The 19,832-nt window shown below is 37.8% G+C and carries 14 protein-coding genes; 5 read left to right on the forward strand and 9 right to left on the reverse strand.

The window, feature by feature from the left end; genetic code table 11:
* The first annotated feature begins 209 nt into the window (after positions 1-209).
* Positions 210-542 carry a hypothetical protein gene (locus ACTJJF_RS07600; RefSeq protein WP_212649735.1) on the forward strand — a complete coding sequence of 111 codons (333 nt, stop codon included), beginning with the start codon at positions 210-212 and terminating at the stop codon, positions 540-542.
* A 43-nt stretch (positions 543-585) separates the two neighbouring features.
* Here the strand turns inward: ACTJJF_RS07600 and ACTJJF_RS07605 are convergent, their stop codons facing one another.
* The gene (locus ACTJJF_RS07605; RefSeq protein WP_440699260.1) at positions 586-1,674 is read right to left on the reverse strand and encodes a DUF3667 domain-containing protein; all 1,089 of its coding nucleotides are present in this window, start codon (positions 1,672-1,674) and stop codon (positions 586-588) included.
* Positions 1,675-2,035: 361 nt separating this feature from the next.
* Here ACTJJF_RS07605 and rplM point away from each other — a divergent pair, with 361 nt between their 5' ends.
* The 4 genes from rplM (at position 2,036) to ACTJJF_RS07625 (ending at position 6,431) form a co-directional block, all read left to right on the forward strand.
* Complete coding sequence (gene rplM / locus ACTJJF_RS07610) at positions 2,036-2,491, forward strand: 50S ribosomal protein L13 (protein ID WP_027375420.1); 456 nt, start codon at positions 2,036-2,038, stop codon at positions 2,489-2,491.
* 6 nt (positions 2,492-2,497) lie between these two features.
* Positions 2,498-2,884: a 30S ribosomal protein S9 gene (gene rpsI, locus ACTJJF_RS07615; RefSeq protein ID WP_047373582.1), complete on the forward strand. Its 387-nt coding sequence runs from the start codon at positions 2,498-2,500 to the stop codon at positions 2,882-2,884.
* A gap of 203 nt (positions 2,885-3,087) precedes the next feature.
* Complete coding sequence (rpsB, locus tag ACTJJF_RS07620) at positions 3,088-3,849, forward strand: 30S ribosomal protein S2 (protein WP_062675707.1); 762 nt, start codon at positions 3,088-3,090, stop codon at positions 3,847-3,849.
* Positions 3,850-4,313: 464 nt separating this feature from the next.
* On the forward strand, positions 4,314-6,431 hold the full coding sequence (locus ACTJJF_RS07625) for a M4 family metallopeptidase (RefSeq protein WP_440699261.1): 2,118 nt from the start codon (positions 4,314-4,316) through the stop codon (positions 6,429-6,431).
* A 66-nt stretch (positions 6,432-6,497) separates the two neighbouring features.
* Here ACTJJF_RS07625 and ACTJJF_RS07630 read toward each other — a convergent pair whose 3' ends face one another.
* The 8 genes from ACTJJF_RS07630 to ACTJJF_RS07665 form a co-directional block, all read right to left on the reverse strand.
* Complete coding sequence (locus ACTJJF_RS07630; RefSeq protein WP_276159530.1) at positions 6,498-6,932, reverse strand: DUF6759 domain-containing protein; 435 nt, start codon at positions 6,930-6,932, stop codon at positions 6,498-6,500.
* A gap of 7 nt (positions 6,933-6,939) precedes the next feature.
* Complete coding sequence (locus ACTJJF_RS07635; RefSeq protein WP_312303198.1) at positions 6,940-7,629, reverse strand: DUF6759 domain-containing protein; 690 nt, start codon at positions 7,627-7,629, stop codon at positions 6,940-6,942.
* A gap of 17 nt (positions 7,630-7,646) precedes the next feature.
* Positions 7,647-8,324: a tRNA (guanosine(46)-N7)-methyltransferase TrmB gene (gene trmB, locus ACTJJF_RS07640; protein WP_312303202.1), complete on the reverse strand. Its 678-nt coding sequence runs from the start codon at positions 8,322-8,324 to the stop codon at positions 7,647-7,649.
* A 94-nt stretch (positions 8,325-8,418) separates the two neighbouring features.
* The gene (locus ACTJJF_RS07645; protein WP_312303204.1) at positions 8,419-9,183 is read right to left on the reverse strand and encodes a DUF6759 domain-containing protein; all 765 of its coding nucleotides are present in this window, start codon (positions 9,181-9,183) and stop codon (positions 8,419-8,421) included.
* A gap of 278 nt (positions 9,184-9,461) precedes the next feature.
* The gene (locus ACTJJF_RS07650; protein WP_440699262.1) at positions 9,462-10,250 is read right to left on the reverse strand and encodes a hypothetical protein; all 789 of its coding nucleotides are present in this window, start codon (positions 10,248-10,250) and stop codon (positions 9,462-9,464) included.
* 211 nt (positions 10,251-10,461) lie between these two features.
* Positions 10,462-13,860, reverse strand: a complete 3,399-nt coding sequence (locus tag ACTJJF_RS07655) for a T9SS type B sorting domain-containing protein (protein WP_440699263.1) — start codon at positions 13,858-13,860, stop codon at positions 10,462-10,464.
* A gap of 111 nt (positions 13,861-13,971) precedes the next feature.
* Entirely contained in the window at positions 13,972-16,821 is a 2,850-nt protein-coding gene (locus ACTJJF_RS07660; RefSeq protein ID WP_440699264.1) for a T9SS type B sorting domain-containing protein, read from the reverse strand.
* Between the two features lie 140 nt (positions 16,822-16,961).
* On the reverse strand, positions 16,962-19,793 hold the full coding sequence (locus ACTJJF_RS07665; protein ID WP_440699265.1) for a gliding motility-associated C-terminal domain-containing protein: 2,832 nt from the start codon (positions 19,791-19,793) through the stop codon (positions 16,962-16,964).
* Positions 19,794-19,832: the final 39 nt, after the last annotated feature.

Below are 19,832 nucleotides of genomic sequence, written 5' to 3' on the forward strand. Positions count from 1 at the left end.
CAACCCTGTGTTTGATTTTATTGTTTTGATTATCAATTTAGTATGTTGGGTTATTTAATAATATGTCTCCAATTTCAGGTTTGAGAATTTCAAAGTTCACAGGTTCGGTAGTTACAGAATTAAAAAGACTTGCAGGATTTTGTTTACGAATCGGCAGATCGGCCTTTACTCAAATTAAAATCTTTACTTTTGCACCATATTTTACAGACATGCAAAAAGCGTTGATATATTTCGCATTGGGAACAGTAGTAAGTTTCCTGATCAATTATTTCTTTTTAAGTTCAGAGAATATCGGCCTGGAACTTTATTATGCAGTGGCCTTTGGAGCTGCCTGGGGCGTTGCGTATTATCTGGATACTCCGGATTTTACATTGCCTAAAAAACTGGGACTGTCTTTTGTAGTGATGGGAATTCTGGTTCTGGTGGGAACTTTAATTTTTAAGCTTGAACTGGCCATTCCATCCATCCTGAAATTTTCAATGGTCTTTGTCGCCTATTATCTTATTGCAAGTTTCAGAGGAACTAAATCATTAAGAAAATAAACTAAAAGAATAAGGCTGTCCAATGTGACAGCCTTATTTTTATTTAATGAATCATCATAAAACTTATCAGCGCCAGACCTGTAAGTAAGAACATAAAGGCAAAGAAATTAATCATCAGTAATATTATACCAACAAAAAGACTTACAATCCCGTGTGCATGATAAACCCTTCTGTGAGCAATAAAGAAATATCCCATGCTGTATGTTATAAGTACTGTCATTACTAAGTATAAAAGAGCATTAAGTACTTTAATCTCCGTTAATGCAGCCAGTTTTCCAAGCAGGAATATCAGCAGAATAGTGAGCAGCAGAAAAGAGAAATAATGAAGTGTAAAGATTCCATGATCAAAATACCACCATTTTTTCTTACTGTGAAATACCCATAGAAAGAATGCAAACAAAGGAAGATAAATGAAAAGGGCCTTAGGCAGATTGTGGAAGGATTTTTCGATCATACCGTTCATAATCTCCTTTTTTGTGATCCCGTGATCTCTGAGTTCGTAGAATTTATGAACTACCGGTGTCTGAATAAAATCAAAAAAGCCGGGATTTTTAGCAATGGCAGAATCATAGGATTTCTTTGTATTGTACATTCCAGATCCGGTCTCTATTGTTTTGTCCATATCCATTATTTCTTCTATATCAGCAGAATCAGGAATTGCTTTTAGACTTTTAATGGCAAGAGAATCTTCTTGAGTCAGAATTTTTTTGGCTTCTATGCTGTCAATCAGTTTTTGTGTCCCAACAGGCTTGGATATTTTTAAAAGGCCGGTTTTGCCATGTTCTTCACTTTTTTGATCTGAAGAACCGATATTCACCATAGGAAAGAGGGCAAATACAAAAAACGTAATAAAACTGACGAAAATATACAATTTAACAGGTGGTACAAATATTTGTCTTTTTCCCTGTAAATAAGTGTTGGTAAGTTTTCCCGGTCTGAACAGCAGATTTTTTACAGTTCCCCAAAACTGGCCGTCATAATGTGTAAAATCTTCAATGAAATGGGTAAACAGAAAGTAGAATGGCTGGCGCCTTTCGATATTTTCCTGTCCGCAGTGGGGGCAGAAGCGTTCTTCTACCTGGTGCCCGCAGTTCAGGCAGGTCTTATCTTCTCGGATTTTTCCGTGACTCATGGGTAAAACGTTTGGCGCAAATATAATTATTTCAATATATAAAATAATGATATCACTAAGCTTTTGCGAAAATCTTTAAAGTAAATTTAACAGAGAAGGGTTTTGGGATAAAAAAGAGTTGAGGGAACAAACTCTTTATTTACCATTTGTATTTTTAGAATCTTCTAGACGTTTTTTTTCATCGCACAACATTTTACAAGATTTATGCCAAAAGCTTAATTAATGTTAAAATCTATGGCTAGAGGGCTGAACAGCAGATATTCTATAGATTAAATAAAATATGTTTTTGGGTTACAAAAATAATTTGTACCTTTGCACACCCTTTTAGGGGTAAATTATGTTTAATCTTTAACTAAAACGTGTGAATACATTAAGTTACAAAACTGTTTCAGCGAACAAAGCTACTGCTAATAAAGAATGGGTTGTGGTAGACGCTGAAGGACAGCCGTTAGGAAGACTAGCTTCTACGGTTGCAAAGATTTTGAGAGGTAAGCACAAAACGAACTTTACACCTCACGTAGATTGTGGTGATAACGTAATCGTTTTGAATGCTGGGAAAATTACACTTTCCGGAAACAAGTGGGCTGATAAGACTTATATCTGGCATACAGGATACCCTGGTGGACAGAAGTCTATGACTGCGGCTGAACTTCAAAAGAAAGATTCTTTAAAGGTATTGGAGAAGTCTGTAAAAGGTATGTTACCTAAAAACAGATTAGGAGCTGCTATCCTTAAGAACCTTTATTTATATGAAGGAACTGAGCACAAACATGAAGCTCAACAGCCTAAAACAATTAATGTTAACGAATTTAAATAATTAATTATGTCTATAGTTCACAAAATCGGAAGAAGAAAAACTTCTGTAGCAAGAGTTTATGTAAGACCAGGTTCTGGAAACATTACAGTAAACGGTAAAGATGCTAAAGAATATTTCTCTACAGACGTGATGGTTTACAAATTAAACCAACCGTTCATCCTTTCTGAGACTGTTGGTCAGTATGACGTTACCGTAAACGTATTCGGTGGTGGTAATACAGGTCAGGCAGAAGCTATCAGATTAGGTATTTCAAGAGCTTTATGCGAAATCAACGCTGAGTTCAGATTAGCATTGAAGCCAGCTGGTTTACTTACAAGAGACGCAAGAATGGTGGAAAGAAAGAAGCCAGGTCAGAAAAAAGCAAGAAAGAGATTCCAATTCTCAAAACGTTAAGAATTGCGATAAGCTTAAAGCAATATGCAATAAGCTTTTTGAAAAACTTATTAAAATTTTTAATTCGCTTCAAAGCCTATGGCTTACTGCCTGAAGCTTAAAGCAAAAATTGCCCGTTACGTTTAGCATCCAAACGCTTCTCCCATCTAAAGAAGTTGTTGATTGTTTAAAAGACGGAAAGTAAACTAACAAAAACAGAAAACATGGCAAAAGCAAATGTAAAAGACCTTTTAGAGGCTGGTGTACACTTCGGTCACATGACTAGAAAGTGGAACCCAAATATGGCTCCATACATTTTTATGGAGAAAAACGGTATTCACATTGTAGACTTACATAAAACAGCAGTTAAATTGGATGAAGCGTGCAGCGCTTTAGAAAAATTAACTTCTGCAGGTAAAAAAGTTCTTTTCGTAGCTACTAAGAAGCAAGCGAAAGAAGTAGTTGCAAAACACGCTTCTGAACTTAATATGCCTTATATTACAGAAAGATGGCCAGGTGGTATGTTAACGAACTTCGTTACTATCAGAAAGGCTGTAAAGAAGATGAATGCTATCGACAAAATGAAAAAAGACGGTACGTTCGAAACTTTATCTAAAAAAGAAAGATTACAAGTTGACAGACAAAGAGCTAACCTTGAGAAGAACTTAGGTTCTATCGCTGACATGGTGAGACTTCCATCTGCTGTATTTGTAGTTGATATCTTAAGAGAGCACATCGCAGTAACTGAAGCTAAGAAACTAGGTATTCCAGTTTTCGGTATTGTTGATACAAACTCTGACCCAAGAAAAGTTGACTTCGTTATCCCAGGAAACGATGATGCTTCTAAGTCTATTGATATGATCCTTAGCGTAGTTTCTGAATCTATCAAAGAAGGTCAGTCTCAAAGAAAAGCTGATAAAGAAAAATCTAAAGAAGAAGGAGAAAAAGTATCTGCTGATACAGATGCTGATTTCGATGCTGAATAATTAAAGATTTTCTTTAATATAGGAAAAACGCTGAACTTAGGTTCAGCGTTTTTTTTTTGCTTGTAGTACAATCCCGGATTGTACTGCCAGATTTTAGTGTTAAACGATCTGTACCTAATTTAAATCTTTCTTTACTTGTTTTTTAATGCTCTTATTGAAATTTTTTTTATTTTTTTTAAATTTAGTTTTATTTTTTTTCTAATCTGACTATTTTTCTAAATTAAAAGCAATTTATTTCTAAATATAGAGAAATATAATTGATTGTATGTGTTTTATTATTAGACTGTTATGTGTTGATGATTGTGGGTGACTAATTTTATTCAGCTGTTTTTTGTGTTTTTATTTATTTTATTTATCATTTTTTATTTATTTAATGGTATTTGTGGTATTTATTTGATTTTTGTACCGTTAAGGTTGTTTTTTTGTGACGGGTTTTTCATTTTTGATGACTAAAAAATGAAAATATGAAAAAACAATTATTTTTAAGTGTTGCATTGACACTAAGTTCATTATGTATTGCCCAGCATTATCTTAAATCCGAGTATGTTGATACAAAGAGAGTTAATAGTTCAGGAATGATTAAGTTTATTTCTTTTAAACCTGAATCTAAAATTCCTTTAGAAAATACTGAAAGGTTACTTAAAGAAATTACAAAACTGGATGGTACAATCAACACGCTGAAGAAAATTAAATCTGAAACTGATCTTTGGGGAGGGCAGCATGATTTCTACAAGCAATACTTCAACGAAGTAGAAGTGGCTTATAAATCTTATACAATTCATTCAAAAAATGGATTTATCACTTCTATGAACGGGGATTTTAGCCCAATAGACATTCCATCCGGAAAATCATCAATTAAAACTCCTGATGAAATTTACAAAATTGGATTGGCTCAGTTGGGAAACAGCTACCAATTACCTGATGAGTTTAAAGATAAAACCCCTTATAATACTCTTGTTGTTCTGGCTAAAGATATTTCAGGTACAGCAGATCGGTTTGCTTATGTATTTAGTCTTATCTCAATAAAGCCTGGTGATGTTGAAAAAGTCTATATGGATGCAGTTACAGGAGATATTCTGAAAAAAGAAGGGATTCTTAAGACACATCAAGCAAAAACCACAGTACTAAACAAAGAACAAACAGATTATATTAGTAATCTGGCAGAATTGAATAAAAAGCAGGAAATTTCTTCATCCAAAATTCCTATACCTTTTTTTGTCCAAGGTACAGCCCAGACAAGATATAGCGGTTCGAGACCAATAGAAACATTACAAGTTACAAATGGCTATGAATTGAATGACAGCTCCAGATTTGTTAAAACGTTGAATTATACAGGAGGAGAAGCTGTTAACCTTCTTCTTATGACCTCGTTTTTTGGGCCTGACTTTGCAGAATCATTAGCTACAAAATACATAGACACAGATAATAACTGGACAAGTGCTGAGTATGCAGCTACTAAAGATGATGGCGCCCTGGAAACACATTGGGCATTTTCCAAAGTCTATGATTTTTTTAAGACCGAATATAACAGAAACGGATTTGATAATCAGAATTCACAGGTAAGATCTTTCATTCATCCAACTATTAACGGTACATCTTATAATGCTGCGTGGGTAAGTTTAGCTACTATAAACCCTAGTTTTTCCGGTGGTTATATGTTCATTGGTAATGGTGGCCAGCCTAACACATCATTGAACTGGGATATTTTAACAGGGCTTGATGTTGACGCTCATGAATTTGGGCATGGTGTGGATACGGCATTTGGAAATCTTGTATATGAAAGAGAATCGGGGGCCTTAGATGAGGGATTTGCAGATATTTGGGGAGCATCAGTGGAAGCTAAAATGGCACCAGAAAAGCAAAGATGGATCATGGGTGAAGATTTTGTACTGTCTCAACCGGATGGCATAAGATCTTTTGCTAATCCTAAATTATTTAATCAACCTGATACTTATTTGGGACAATATTGGAAAGATGCCACCACTACGGGGTGTGCAACACCTGATAACACGAATGATAAATGTGGTGTACATACTAATTCCGGAGTACTAAATCACTGGTATTATTTATTGACAGAAGGGGGATCAGGAACTAATGATAATGGCTATTCTTATAATGTTTCCGGAATAGGTATAAAGAAAGCGGCAGATCTTGTGTATTCTACACAGGCAAGTTATGTGCAATCACAGTCTGTATATGCGGATGTACGGGATTTTACAATTCAGGAAGCAGGTATATTATATGGGGCAAACTCTCCGGAGGTTTTAGCAGTAAAGGCAGCATGGTGCGCTGTAGGTGTTACAACCGGTGGAGAATGTGTTAATAGCACTTTGTCTGTGAATGAAGCTAAAAGTATACCGATATTCAGTATATATCCTAACCCGGTAAGCAATGAACTGAATATAATTTCGTCTTCAAAATTGGAAGTAAATAAACTGCAATATAAAATTAATAACATGGCCGGTCAACTGATACAGGAAGGGAATGTATCAAATAATAAAGTAAATGTATCTGTACTGCCAAAAGGTACTTATGTTTTTTCTATTGATGGAAAAGGCACTTATAAGTTTATAAAAAATTAAATGATAGAATAAGAGTTAGAAGATAATGCAAAAAGAAGCTCCATCTAAAGTGATGGAGCTTTTATATTATTGTGAAAGTTTTATAGAATAGGAAGTGGTTATAAACTTTGTAGACTGGTAAGATGAATTACAAAGCATCCCGGATAATCTGTAATTCTGATTTTTAGGAACCATTGTGTAGCCTATCTTTCCTGCTCCTATAGGAATCTTTTTAAAGAATCCGTTTCCGCTTACGGTAAGAACCATATTGCACGGAGATTTGTTCTCTACGGAAATAGATGTTCTGGGGTTAGAAGGGTCATCATTATTCAAAAGATCATTAAGAACCTCAGCTGTTTCAGGTTTATAGGTCTTCATCAGTTCATTATACTCTCTTGCTGTATTAGCTGCACTCCCGGAATTTCCGGCAGGATAGGAGGTTCTGACCGGATACCCTCCATAATTGACATTACAGCTGGCAAGGACTAATGAAACTCCGGCAAAGACTAATAGCTTTTTCATACCCATTTTATTTTTTTACTTTTCTTTTCTTCAAAGTTTTTTTTCTGGCAGTTTCCTTCAGTGCAGGCTTTGGTTCTGTTTCAGGCAGTTTAGGATTATCAATTGTCACAAAGATACTTTTTTTAATATCTTTCTGTGAGATATACTTCATATCACAAACATTACTGCTAAGGGTGTATGACCCTTTATTGATGACGATGAAATTCTCTCCGTGAGCAGGTACGGCAAGATTATAATAATCTTTCCCTTCTATCCTGAGTACAATGTTACAGTCTGAATTATTTTTGAATAAAAGGATAGCCTCTTTGCGGGTAATGTCCTCATTGAACATGGCGTTCAGAAGCTTGACTGTTTTTTCCTTGTGTTCAGAAGAAGATTCTACAATAAGCCGTTTAAACTCTTCTGCATCATCAGAAGCAGGGTTTCTCATGATACTTTTAGGAATATCTGAGATAATGGGCCTTGCTTCCATAGGTTTGGCTGTACGGGCTCCTTTCGTCCATTCCGCATTTTTCAGAGCGATAAGCTTTGGTTTCAGTACACTTCTCTTCGGGTCGTCAGGATGTGCGTTTTTTAAGTATTCTTCAATTTCCCTGATATTTGTGCTTTTTAAGATGTCTTTACTGCCTTTCTGGGCATATGTAAAGCCTGGGAGTAGAAATGCGAAGAATATAATGGTTAAAAATTTTTTTTTCATCAATGTAGTTTATCTCATCAGCTTATCCGGAATTTGATATAGGTAATTGTTTTTCCTTTCGCTGAAAATAGTTCTTCGTAATACGTTTTGATATCTCTCAGATGTTCCGTGTCCGGATCATATTCGGGTGCTCCATAGATGTCGTGATGGGCTGATATAATTTCATATCCTGCCCCCTGAAGGTATCCCAGAGTATAACCGTGCAGGAATTCTGAATCGGTTTTCAGATGGATAATTCCTCCTGGCTTCAGAAACTTTTTATATCGGTTCAAAAAGTCAGGATGCGTTAATCTATGTTTGGTTCTCTTGTATTTGATTTGAGGGTCCGGGAAGGTAATCCAGATCTCATCCACTTCATTTTCGGCGAAGAAATAATCAACAAGTTCAATCTGTGTTCTTAAAAAAGCAACATTATTCATGTTATTTTCTACGGCTTCCTTTGCCCCGAACCAGAATCTTGCTCCTTTAATATCAATCCCGATAAAGTTTTTTTCAGGAAATGTTTTGGCAAGTCCTACAGAATATTCTCCCTTTCCACAACCTAATTCCAGAACGACAGGGTTGTCATTTTTAAAGAAATTTTCTCTCCATTTTCCTTTAAGATCAAAACCATTTAAGGCATCTTCTCTTGTAGGTTGGATTACATTCGGTAATATTTTGTTTTCTGCAAATCTTGCTAATTTATTCTTGCCCATTGAGTTATAAAATGAGTGCAAAAATAGTAAATTTTACACAAAATCTCTGCCTTTTACTTCAAAAGACAGAGATATGATTTGTTTCCTTTTAAGGCTATTGACTGCCGAGAGCTACAACAATGGCTCCTTGTATGGTTTTCTGAGAAGCATATTGTGCTCCGCAGACAAGGCTGGTGAAAAGATACTGGCCTTTTTGTATAACAATTGAACCCTCGCCATGAGCGGGTACTGCCAGTCTGTATTTCGTGGTACCTACTCCTTCCATCCTTACAATAATGTTACAATCCGATTTGTTCTGGATCATCACAATACATTCTTTGGCATTGGGATCGTTATCAAAAAGAGAGTTAAGGATTTTTACAGTTCTGTTCTGATGTTCTACAGGTGATACTGCCATCAGCATATTGAATTCCTCAGCTTCTGCATTGGGTATGGCAGCATTGGCTGAAGTATTGACAACGAAGGTGTTTTGAGCATTGCTCGGAGTGTAAACAGTGGTCGGCTGTTTTGCAGCCAATTCAGCTTTATATTTGGCGATCTGTTTCTGCTTGATAATGGCATTCATTTCATCAAAAGTAATTTTTGTAGAAGGCCTTCTCCGCAGTAACGCAAGCATTTCCTGCATATCTTTTACTTTCTGATCTGCCGGATGCGCATTTTTGATGTATTCTTTCATCATTTCCATAACCCGTGGTTTCAGAACTGATCTTCGGGGATCATCAGGATGGGCATCCCTTAGAAAAGCATTGATCTCATAGATGTTATTGCTTTTAAGAATGTTGCTGTAGTCTTTCCCTCTTTTTTGGGCAGACAGGTTAAAAAACAAAACCGAGACAAGAAGTAAAAGTATTTTTTTCATTAATTAATATTAGTTGTCAGTAACTACTTCTCTTAATTTGTGTTTGGTCAATTAGTTTTAATAAGATAACGGAATACTGTGTTTTTTATTTTAAACACATGATTGTGATATAAAAATAAACATATTTTTGAATATTACAGAAATATATACTGTGAAAATTATAAAATCAATAGATTGGGGCTTGAAAACTTTCAGGATTTACAATAATAAAGAACCATGCGCTATGACATGATTCTTTTTATATCAGTTGTAAGGAAATATTCTTTCCGTACTTTTATTTATTTGATGACTTCCTGAAGATGAGAATTTTTAAGCCTTCGCTGGTAAATCGGAAGATATTTTTCAATAGGTACCTTGATGGCTTCAAAGTTTCCGGCCAATACATAAGGCTGAATATTTTCAGAGGTATAGACAAACTGAAGGAAGTTGTCAATTAAATTTTCAGGAATTTTAAATTTCAGGAAATAATCTTTACCTAAATAATTTTTAATCTGAGCCACAGAGCTGTTCATTCTTTCATAAGCCTGATAACGTTGTTTTTTCTTTCTCTCCCCTGAAAGCATATCATAGATGCTCTCCAGACTAAAGGTAAGACCTCCATCTCTGAATCCGGCTACAGGCAGTTCCGGAGGAGTTCCGTCACCTTTAGGTTCAGGAAGTCCGATGACTTTTTTGAGTGCATAGGCTTTATCTTCTTTTCTCAAAGAATTGACATCATATCGAAGATTTCCGGTAGGCTTGAATCTGCTGAGTACAATTTCCTGGATTTCATAATAAGCAACCTTAAGTTCTACCAGGTTTTTCTGCTGCATCAGCTCAGGGGTAAGCTTGATATCTTTTCTCTCAGTAACAATAGAGGTAAAACGGACAACATCTCCCGGATTAGCAGGAAGCGTAAAATTACCGTTGAAATCCGTAAGAACGGTTTTCTGAGTGTTCAGATTGGTAACATATACCTGGTTGAGATATAAAATTGAATGGTCTCTAAGGAATACTTCCCCGGAGTATGTTTGTGCATTAATTTTTGCAAGAAAAACCAATAGCAGCAGAGTAAACAGTTTCTTCATATAATGCGCAAAATTACATAGAAATACAGCAATTTGTGACTATTTGGATAAAGAATAGAGGTTAAAGTTATATTAAACTTTAGCATTAAATTGTTAATGAGTGTTATAAACCGGTAATGAAGCTAAAAAACACAGTACTTACGTATAAAAAATGGAAGAAAGAAGGCTGAAAATTAAATAGGATTTCTTCCGGCCTTCTTCCGTTTTTATTTTACCGGTGCTTTACAAGCAGCCAGCTTGAATGTTTTATAGAAAGGGTAGATCCGTATTCTGTCCAGGTAATAAAATACCAGTAAGTAGCAGTAGGTACATATCTGCCGCCCACTCTTCCGTCCCAGGTATATTGATTTTCACGGCTTCCTCGGAAAACTTCGGCTCCATAGCGGTCAAAAATCCTGAATACGAGATTATCGTTAGCCATCAGGGCAGAATAGTTGATCACTTCATTATACCCGTCTCCATTTGGAGTAATGGTATTGATCAGGTTGATGATCGCAAATGGCTTCTTCACGACCTCGCAAAACTTAGAATCCCTTACAAATACAGTATGGGCACCTCTCGGTACATTATTAAATACATTGGAGCTTTGCCATACCACACCATCCAAAGAGTATTCATAAGGAGGTGTACCCCCTGTTACTCCAACTTTTACAGTGGTTCCTTCAATCTCAATGGAACTGATTACAGGACTTGGCAATTCAGTTACATTCACATACTGTTTGTAAACACATCCGTTAGAGGTTAATTCTACCCAATAACTTCCTACAGGAACATTGGTGATCGAAGGTGTTGTTGCTCCCGTACTCCATAGATATCTGTCAAATCCGGGGCCGGCATCCAGGGTCGTTGTGGTTTTCGGGCATATTGCCTGGTCTTTCAGCAGGTCAGACTTTTTAGGAACTTTAATGGTAATCTTGATTGTACCCACTTCCGGGCAAACTCCATTTTTTTCAAAACGGATATAATAAGTCTGGGAAGCTGTAATATTGACTGTTGCGGCAATTGGATTCACATCGTTTTGAGCATCAGCTAAAGTTCCATGGAATGTAAACGTGATATTCGGGTCTAAAGTAAACTGAGGAATAAACTGAGCCAGATTTACTGTTTTGATTCCATCCAGGTCATCATCACATACACTTTCCGTAACGGATTTGGTAATTAATGTAAGCCTGTTTCCGATACTGAACTGTAAAGGTTTAATAACAGTAGCACATCCGTCAGGAGAATCTACCCTGATATAGATGGTTGTTGTTGCCGTATAACTCCAGTTATTAGGAAGTGTATTTGTATTTCCGGCGTTGGCATCCGCAAGATTGGCATAGTATCTTACATTGGTAAAATAGGCAGGGTTATTAAGAACAATACCGGTAATATTGGATAGGGTGACAGTGACGGTTCCGTCCAGATTGTCATCACAGAAAACTCCATTGTAATTATCCAGCACAATAGCTTTGTTGAAAAGTGAAAGGGTAATCTGGGCAATATTTTTACAGCCGATAGTGTTTTTTACAACAGCATAGATAATTGTGCCGTTTGGAGCTGTATACGTATTCGGCGTATTGATCAGTGCGGCAGGATTTTCGGTTTGTGCATCTGCTAATGTAGGATAGTAAGTGATGGTAACAGGGGTATTGTTGGTTACATTGGCCGTTGTAAGATTAAATGTTCCCTGTCCGTTGATATCACAGGCATATAATGTTACATTGGTTACGGTAAGAGCCAGGATATTAATGGTTACGGTTACCGTTTCACAATCCGGGAAGTCAGGATCATTTCCGCAGAATGTATAGGTAAATGTATCAGTTGCTGCGGTACCCGGAGTGTTGGCGGTATAGGTAATGACTCCTGTAGCGGGATTGATTACTGCAGTTCCAAGGGCAGGAGGAGTTGTGATGGCAACAGTACCGGGAACCGGAGTTTGGGCGGAATTGCTGAAAGCAGGTGTAATCGTCTGTGAAGTACATATATTATAAACGGCTGTACTCAGTTTTGTACAGCTTTGTACTTTAAATTGCTCCGTAATTAAAGGAGCACAGCTTCCCATTGTCACAGAACAGGTATAATATCCGGATTGGGTAGGACTGAAGGATGAAGAGGTGGCACCATTGATCAGGATGCCATTTCTGTACCATTGGTAAGTATCATAAATAATAGGGTCTACTGTAAGTACTATTCCGGGAGCACAGTCTCCACCTGATTTTAAGATAACCGGCTGGGTAGGAAATCCTGCAAAGAAACCTCCGTATCCTACCGCATCACTTCCGGCAGTGATACCCGCAGTGATTGCTTTATTGGAAACAACAGTGATGGTTCCGGTTACGTTGGGAATTCCGTAAGTAACCCAGTTGGTGGTTCCGGTCATATCATACGGGCCGGTGGCAGGCAGAGGTGTTGCGCCATTTACCGTAACAGTGGCTCCTCTTTCTGTAATCAGATTAAGTTTTGTAGGGATATTAAGAATTCCGCCGGGATTTCCGTTGGAATGAACAAAGTTCTCATTGATGAATCCCAGTTCATTGATCTGTTTGGGAAGATAGCAGTTCAAAGCAGGGATAAAATTGAAACCTCCGGTAGCCACTTCGTTTCCTGACCCGGAATCGCCGGCTAAAATCTGATAGACATAAGCATTTTTGGTCGTTCTGATGTACAGATTATAATGTCCGTTCCCCTGAAGGCTGTATTTCGTGTCCGGGATTACAAAATACTTTCCGGTATTGAGGGTAGCTACGGGCAATACTTCATTGTTGACAAATATTTGGGTGTTATCTTCAGTAGCAATGACGACAGCGCCTTCCATATTGGCACCGATGCCCCCATTACCTTTAACCAGAGCAAATTCGCTCCCGAGCCTGTTGACAGGGACTGCCTGATCCATTAAAATATCGGAGCTTGTAGGATAGTTTCCGGCATATTGTCCGTTAAAATTTCCGTTGGTCACATTAACGGGTTTATCTGAAATAATTTTCGAACCAATAAAACCGTTGAAGTTTCCGGCAATATCCCCGATCCCGTCAATGATATAAGATTGTCCTTTGTTGAGGGTAAAAGTCATTGTTGGATTGGCAGTACCGGTGGTTCCGTTTGAAAACTGTACAGCAGGATTATATCCGGAAATAGTAACTGTCGTATTGTCTTCTGTAGCCAGTACACTGGTCATAAAATTCAGAATGTTGTTACTCACGGAAATAGGAACTGAAGCCGCAAAAAAGCTTTTTCCCGTAGAAGGAATCCCTTTTGAAGTAATAATTTCCGCATGGTTGAATACTGAAAATCTCAGGTTGGCATAAAACGGAAATTCAGCCTTCAGGTATAATCCCTTTGTAGTGGGAGTAAACAGATCTGTCTGCTTCGTTGTAATGATATAATCTCTTAATACATCAAATTTCTGAGGATTATTTTTACTGATATTCACCGTTCCGATCAGAACATTATTGTTGAAAATACTGACCGGGAAGGGTGTGGTTCTATTGGTAGATAAATAAAGTTTCTGATATGGATTGGTTGCGCCACTCCTGTCAATCATCGGGGCAAACCAATGCTCCCTGTCTAATTGGGCGAAAGCAGAGGTGAAAATATAAAATATAAATAAAAAAGATAGAATTTTCTTCATTCAGTATTAGTCTTTATCACAAATTTAATAATAAAAAGCATTGTGCGCTTGAAAATATGATAAAAAAACCACGATTTCACAATCGTGGTTTTTAAAAGTATTGTAGAAATGCTATTCTCTGTTTTTCACCATAATCCAGCCGGTGTATTTTATAGCAGTCTGTTTATTATTAGGTTCGTTCCATCCTATTTCATACCAGTAGTTTCCGGTAGGAATTCTTTTACCTCCTGAAGTTCCGTCCCACTTGTATCCGTTGGTTTTATCTGCCTGGAAGATTTTGCTTCCGTAGCGGTCAAAAATATTACAGATCAGATTGTTTTTCACCGCCAGGGCCGAGTAATCGATAAAATCGTTCTTACCATCTTCATTAGGCGTAATGACATTGATAAGATTAGGAACGGTAATATCTACTTTTATCGGTTCACAGTTATAATTATCCTTTACATATACACTTACGTTTCCTCTCGCCAGATTCGTGAATACATTGGAATCCTGCCAGTTTATATGATCAATTGAGTATTGGTAAGGTGGTGTACCTCCAATTACATTGACAGTTATGGTATTGTTTGAAATGTTAATATCCGAAATAACAGGCTGCTCAGAAGCATAGACTTTCACCGTCTGCATCGTTACACATTCCCCGGTCTTCAGCTTTACCCAATAGATACCGACTCCTACGTTATTAATCATCTGAGTGGTTGCTCCCGTGCTCCATTCATAGCTTTTAAAGCCAGGTCCGGCATCAAGGGTTGTTGTATCTTCCATACAGATGATTTTATCTTTAAGAACATCGGATTGTACCGGAGGGAGTACAACAAGCGTTATCACTGCAACGCTATAGCATCCGTTTGCATTGATTACTTTTACATAAACCACTCCGTTAGGGGCAACATAATTAGCCGGAGTTAAAATTTCATTAGTTCCTGCGTGGGCATCTGTAAGAGAAGGGTAGTATTTTTTAGTAACCCCTGTTGCTGTTGTAACATTTACATTGGTAAGGTTAAATAAACCTGTTGCAATATTAGATTCAAGGAAACAGGTTCTTACAGTAGCATCATTTACTTTAGGGTTTTCTGAAACGGTAAGATTAAGTGTTATTTGTTCACAATCTGTAAAATCAGGGTTATTTCCGCAGAACTGATAGACAATAGTGTCTGCCCCGAAATAGCCGGAATTAGGAGCGTAGCTTATAACTCCTGTAGTAGGATCAAGAACTGCGTTACCATGAGCCGGAGGAGTAAGGATCGTTACTGTCCCCGGAACTACGGTTTGAGTAGAGCTGGTGAAAGTAGGTACAATTTGTTTTACTCCGTTACATACCGTATCGTTCAGTGTCGTTTTTTTAAGGCAGGTATATACTTTATACACAGGAGTAATTACCGGAGGACATGATCCAACAGTGATTTTTACAGAATAATTTCCTGATTGTGTGGGAGTAAAGCTGTTGGCGTTGGCGCCGGGAATAGGAATGTTTTCTCTGTACCATTGGTAGGTATCAAAACTGTCGTCCACTTCCAGAACAATTCCCGGAATACATTCCCCGTTTTGTTTGGCAATAACAGGAATAGAAGAGAATCCTGAGAAATATCCGCCGTATCCTACCACACCACTTCCTCCGGAGATCCCTGCGGTTACAGCTTTGGTGGAGGTTATGGTAACATTCCCCGTAATATCCGGGACGGAATAAGATACCCAATTAGGAGTACCCGTTACCGGATATGGTCCCTGTACTGCAGGTAAAGCAGCGCCGTTTACAGTAACTGCAGCTCCTGTTTCCGTCAAAATATTAAGTTTTACAATATGTCCGCTGAGGGTAGTAGAATAGGGAAGGTCTTTGATCTTTCCGATTTCATCAATCTTTCTTGGAAGGTAGCAGTTCAATGGAGGAATATAGTTAAAACCCAATGTGGCATTACTGGCTGCTACTCCGGCCATCAGCTGATATACATATACATTTTTTGTGGTTCTGATGTACATGTTGTAATGATTGTTTCCCTGATTGATGTAATTGGTGTTGTTTACCTTGTTGACTCTGTAGCTTTCACCTTCTGCCAACGTAGCAACCGGGGTTGTTCCATTATTGATGTATACCTGAGTGCCTCCTTCTGTAGCTACAATCAGGGCATCTTCCATTCTCCGGCTGATATCTCCGTTTCCTTTTACCACTACAAATTCGTTTCCAAGACGGTCTACCGGTACAGACTGGTCCATGATAATATCAGAACCTTGATAAGAGCCACCGGCTGCCATTGCAAATTGGCCGTTGAAATTTCCGTTGGTTACCGAAATGGGCTTGTCAGATTCAATTTTAGCACCGATAAAAGCTTCTTTGTTGACTACCTGATTACCTATACCTTCAATAATATAAGACTGACCTTTATTCAAAGTAAACGTAAGGGTAGGATTGGTAGCTCCCGTCCATCCATTGGTGAAAATAATATTTGAAGAATAATTGGAAACCGTTACATGCGTATTGTCTTCCGTTGCGAGAATCCCGGTCGTAAAATTATATTCAGCGTTGAGCTCTTCAATAGGTGCTGTTACGGCATAAAATTTTGTACCGATTCCTGCCTTTCCTTTGGATGTTAAAATTTCACCATGCTGGCTTACCGAAAACCTGTAGGTTACAAAATAAGGTTTGGAACCTTTCGTGTATAAGCCTTTGTTCCCCGGAGTGAACAGTTCTCCGTTGGTACTGGCTACCATTCTGTTTAAAGGAACGTTGAAAGTCTGCGGAGATCCTTTACTTATTGTGACAGTACCCAACACGGTATTATTACTGTAGATATCCACGCTGAAAGGTGTCACGGAATCAGTAGAAAAGTAAAGTGCCTGCATAGGAGTGACTACTTTGCCAGATCTCGCTGCCATGGGTGCAAACCAATGCTCTGTGTCTCTCTGGGCAAAGAGCAGATTGATGGTTGCAAAAAATAAGAGAAAAAAGGGTAAAGTTTTTTTCATAGACTGTAGGATATTATGGTTTTTACAAAAATATGAGAATAATCGATTAGTTTTTGAAATATTTTAAATAATCTGTTAATATATTAATAAAAAAACCACGATTGCAGTAATCGTGGTTTTTAAACTATAGTTTCAGTAGATTATTCTCTGTTTTTTACAAGAATCCAACCTGTATATTTGATAGGAGTTTTGTCCTTGTTAGACTCATTCCAGTTAACGTGATACCAGTAGGTTCCTGTTACGATTTTTTTATCGAAATGTTTTCCGTCCCACTTGTAGTTGTTGAATTTGTTTCCTGTGAATACCATATTTCCGTATCTGTCATATACTACAAACGTAAGATTTTCTTTGTAAGCTAATTCGCTGTAGTCGATGAAGTCATTTACATTATCTCCGTTAGGAGTGATTGCATTCAGCAGGTTAGGAATTGTGATCTCTACAGATATAGGTGTACAGTTGTTGGCATCTTTCACAAAGAAGGTATGTTGCCCTCTGCTTAATCCTGTAAATGTATTTGAATCCTGCCAGTTAACAGTTCCGTCAACAGCATATTTGTAAGGAGGTTTACCACCGTTTACAATAACTGATGCACTGTTGTTATTGATTTCAATCGTCTGGATTACCGGATCTTCCACTTTTCTTACTCTTACAGTCTGTGTAAGGAAGCAACCGTCTTTACCAAGAATTACGGTATATTCTCCAACACCTACGTTTCTGATTCCCGGAGTGGTAGCTCCTGTGCTCCATTGATAAGAGTCATATCCAGGGCCTGCATCCAGATTGGTTGTTGCATCAATACAGATATACTGATCTACCAATACCGGAGACTTCTTGATTGGAAGTGTGATCAATTGAATTTTTGCATTAGCCGTACAGCCTTCAGCAGTTGTTACTTTCACATATACAAATCCTCCGGTTGAAGGGAAGTTGTCAGGTGTTGTTATCTCGTTGATTCCCGCTGTAAGGTCATTCAGTGTACGGTAGTATTTTTTTGTAATGGCTCCGTAATCAGAAAGCTTAGCCTTAGTAAGATCGAAATATGCATAAGGATCTACATCATACCAACATGATTTGATTACAGCATCGTATACAATAAATGGTACTACAGTCAGGTTTAAAGTCACCTGTTCGCAATCTGTGAATTCTACTGAATTTCCGCAGAATTTATAGACGATTTTATCCGGGCCTAAATATCCTGTTGTAGGTGTATAGGTAATTGTTCCGTTTGAATTTATTACAGCTGTACCATGTGCCGGTGGCGTTAAAATTACTACCGTACTTGGAACCACAGTTTGGGTTGATGAAGTAAATGTAGGAGTAATAATTTTAGTTGAACAAGCATTAAGGGTCTGTGTTGTTTCTTTTAAGCAGTTCTGTACTTTATAGATAGGTGTTGTAACAGGAGGGCATGTTCCCATTGTTACTCTTACCGTATAATTTCCGGATTGTGTAGGAGTGTAAGTATAAGACGTTGCACCTGAGATGGCTACCCCCTCACGGAACCATTGATAAGTTTCATATCCGTCATCTACTTCCAGAATAATACCAGGAACACATTCTCCTGTTTTTTTAGAGATAAGAGGGATAGATGAGAATCCTGCAAAATAACCTCCGTATCCTGCAGTACTATATCCGCCATTGATACCAGCTGTTACTGCTTTCGTAGAGGTGATGGCAATATTTCCTGTTACTCCCGTTATTGCGTAGGTTACCCAGTTCGTATTTCCGGTTAGTGGGAAAGGTCCATCAGTTGCTGCCGGAGGGTTATTATTTACAAGTACGGTTGCTCCAGCTTCTGTTAAGATATTTAATTTTACAACTAAATCTCCCTGTGTAACACTCGCACCTCCGGTTCCAAGAGGCATTTCGTTGATTTTTCCGATTTCGTCAATTTTTCTTGGAAGGAAACAGTTCAAAGGTGGAATATAGTTGAAACCGTTAGTAGCAGCATTACTATCAATACCAATAAACTGATACAGGTAAACATTTTTAGTTGTTGAAATGAACATGTTCTTATGATTGGTTGCTCCAGGAGGAGTAGCATAGCTGGTTTCATTGATTCTATACCATTGTCCTGCATCCAAAGTAGCTGCCGGAGTTGTAGAATCATTCAGATAAACCTCTGTATTGTCTTCCGTAGCAATGATAAGACCTCCCTCCATGTTCAGTGAAGGCTGAGTAGATCTTGTTTTTACCATAGCAAACGTATTTCCAAGTCTGTCTGTAGGAACCGATTGGTCAAGAACCGGGTCTGTTCCGCTTGGGTTTGCTGAGAAGTTAGCATTACAGCTTCCATTGGTAAGAGTGATAGGCTTGTCCGAAACAATTTTGGCTCCCATGAACCCGTTTTGGTTAGTAGCCTGGCTACCTGACCCTGCATAAATAAAAGACTGTCCTTTTTGTAAAGTGACAGAATGGGTGTTACCGGTAACTGCAGATCCATTGATGAATGTTACTCCGGGAGTATTGTTCCAGGTTACCGTTACATTGGTATTGTCTTCAGTAGCAAGGATTCCGGCTGTAAAGTTATAAAAAGAGCTCGTGTCTGTGTTAGGACTTTGCGCAACAAAGAATTTCTTCCCTATTCCGGCCTTTCCTTTACTGGTGATTACTTCTCCATGGATATCCTGCGCAAGTCTTAAGCTGCAATAAAATGGTTTTGTTCCTTTTAAATAAAGTCCTTTTGTCCCGATATTGAAGGCTTCTGTGAGCGTTCCTGTCGAAATAAGGTTGTTGGTTACTTTGTAGGTTTGCGGGTTTCCTTTACTGATGGTCACAGTTGTAACAACAGCGTTGTTATTGTATATGACTACATCAAAAGGAGTTACCGAATCAGTGGAGAGGTATAGCATATTTGTATAGCCTCCGTAACTGTCATAGTATGGAGCAATCCAGTGCTCGGTATCCCTTTGTGCAAAAAGAGTATTAATTGTAAAAAAAATTAATACCAAACTGAGTAGAAATCTTTTCATGTTTATGGAATTAGGATTTCTACAAAATTAAAATAAAAA

It is taken from the genome of Chryseobacterium sp. 22458, from assembly GCF_052044975.1.
In the GTDB taxonomy this organism is placed as follows: Bacteria; Bacteroidota; Bacteroidia; order Flavobacteriales; family Weeksellaceae; genus Chryseobacterium.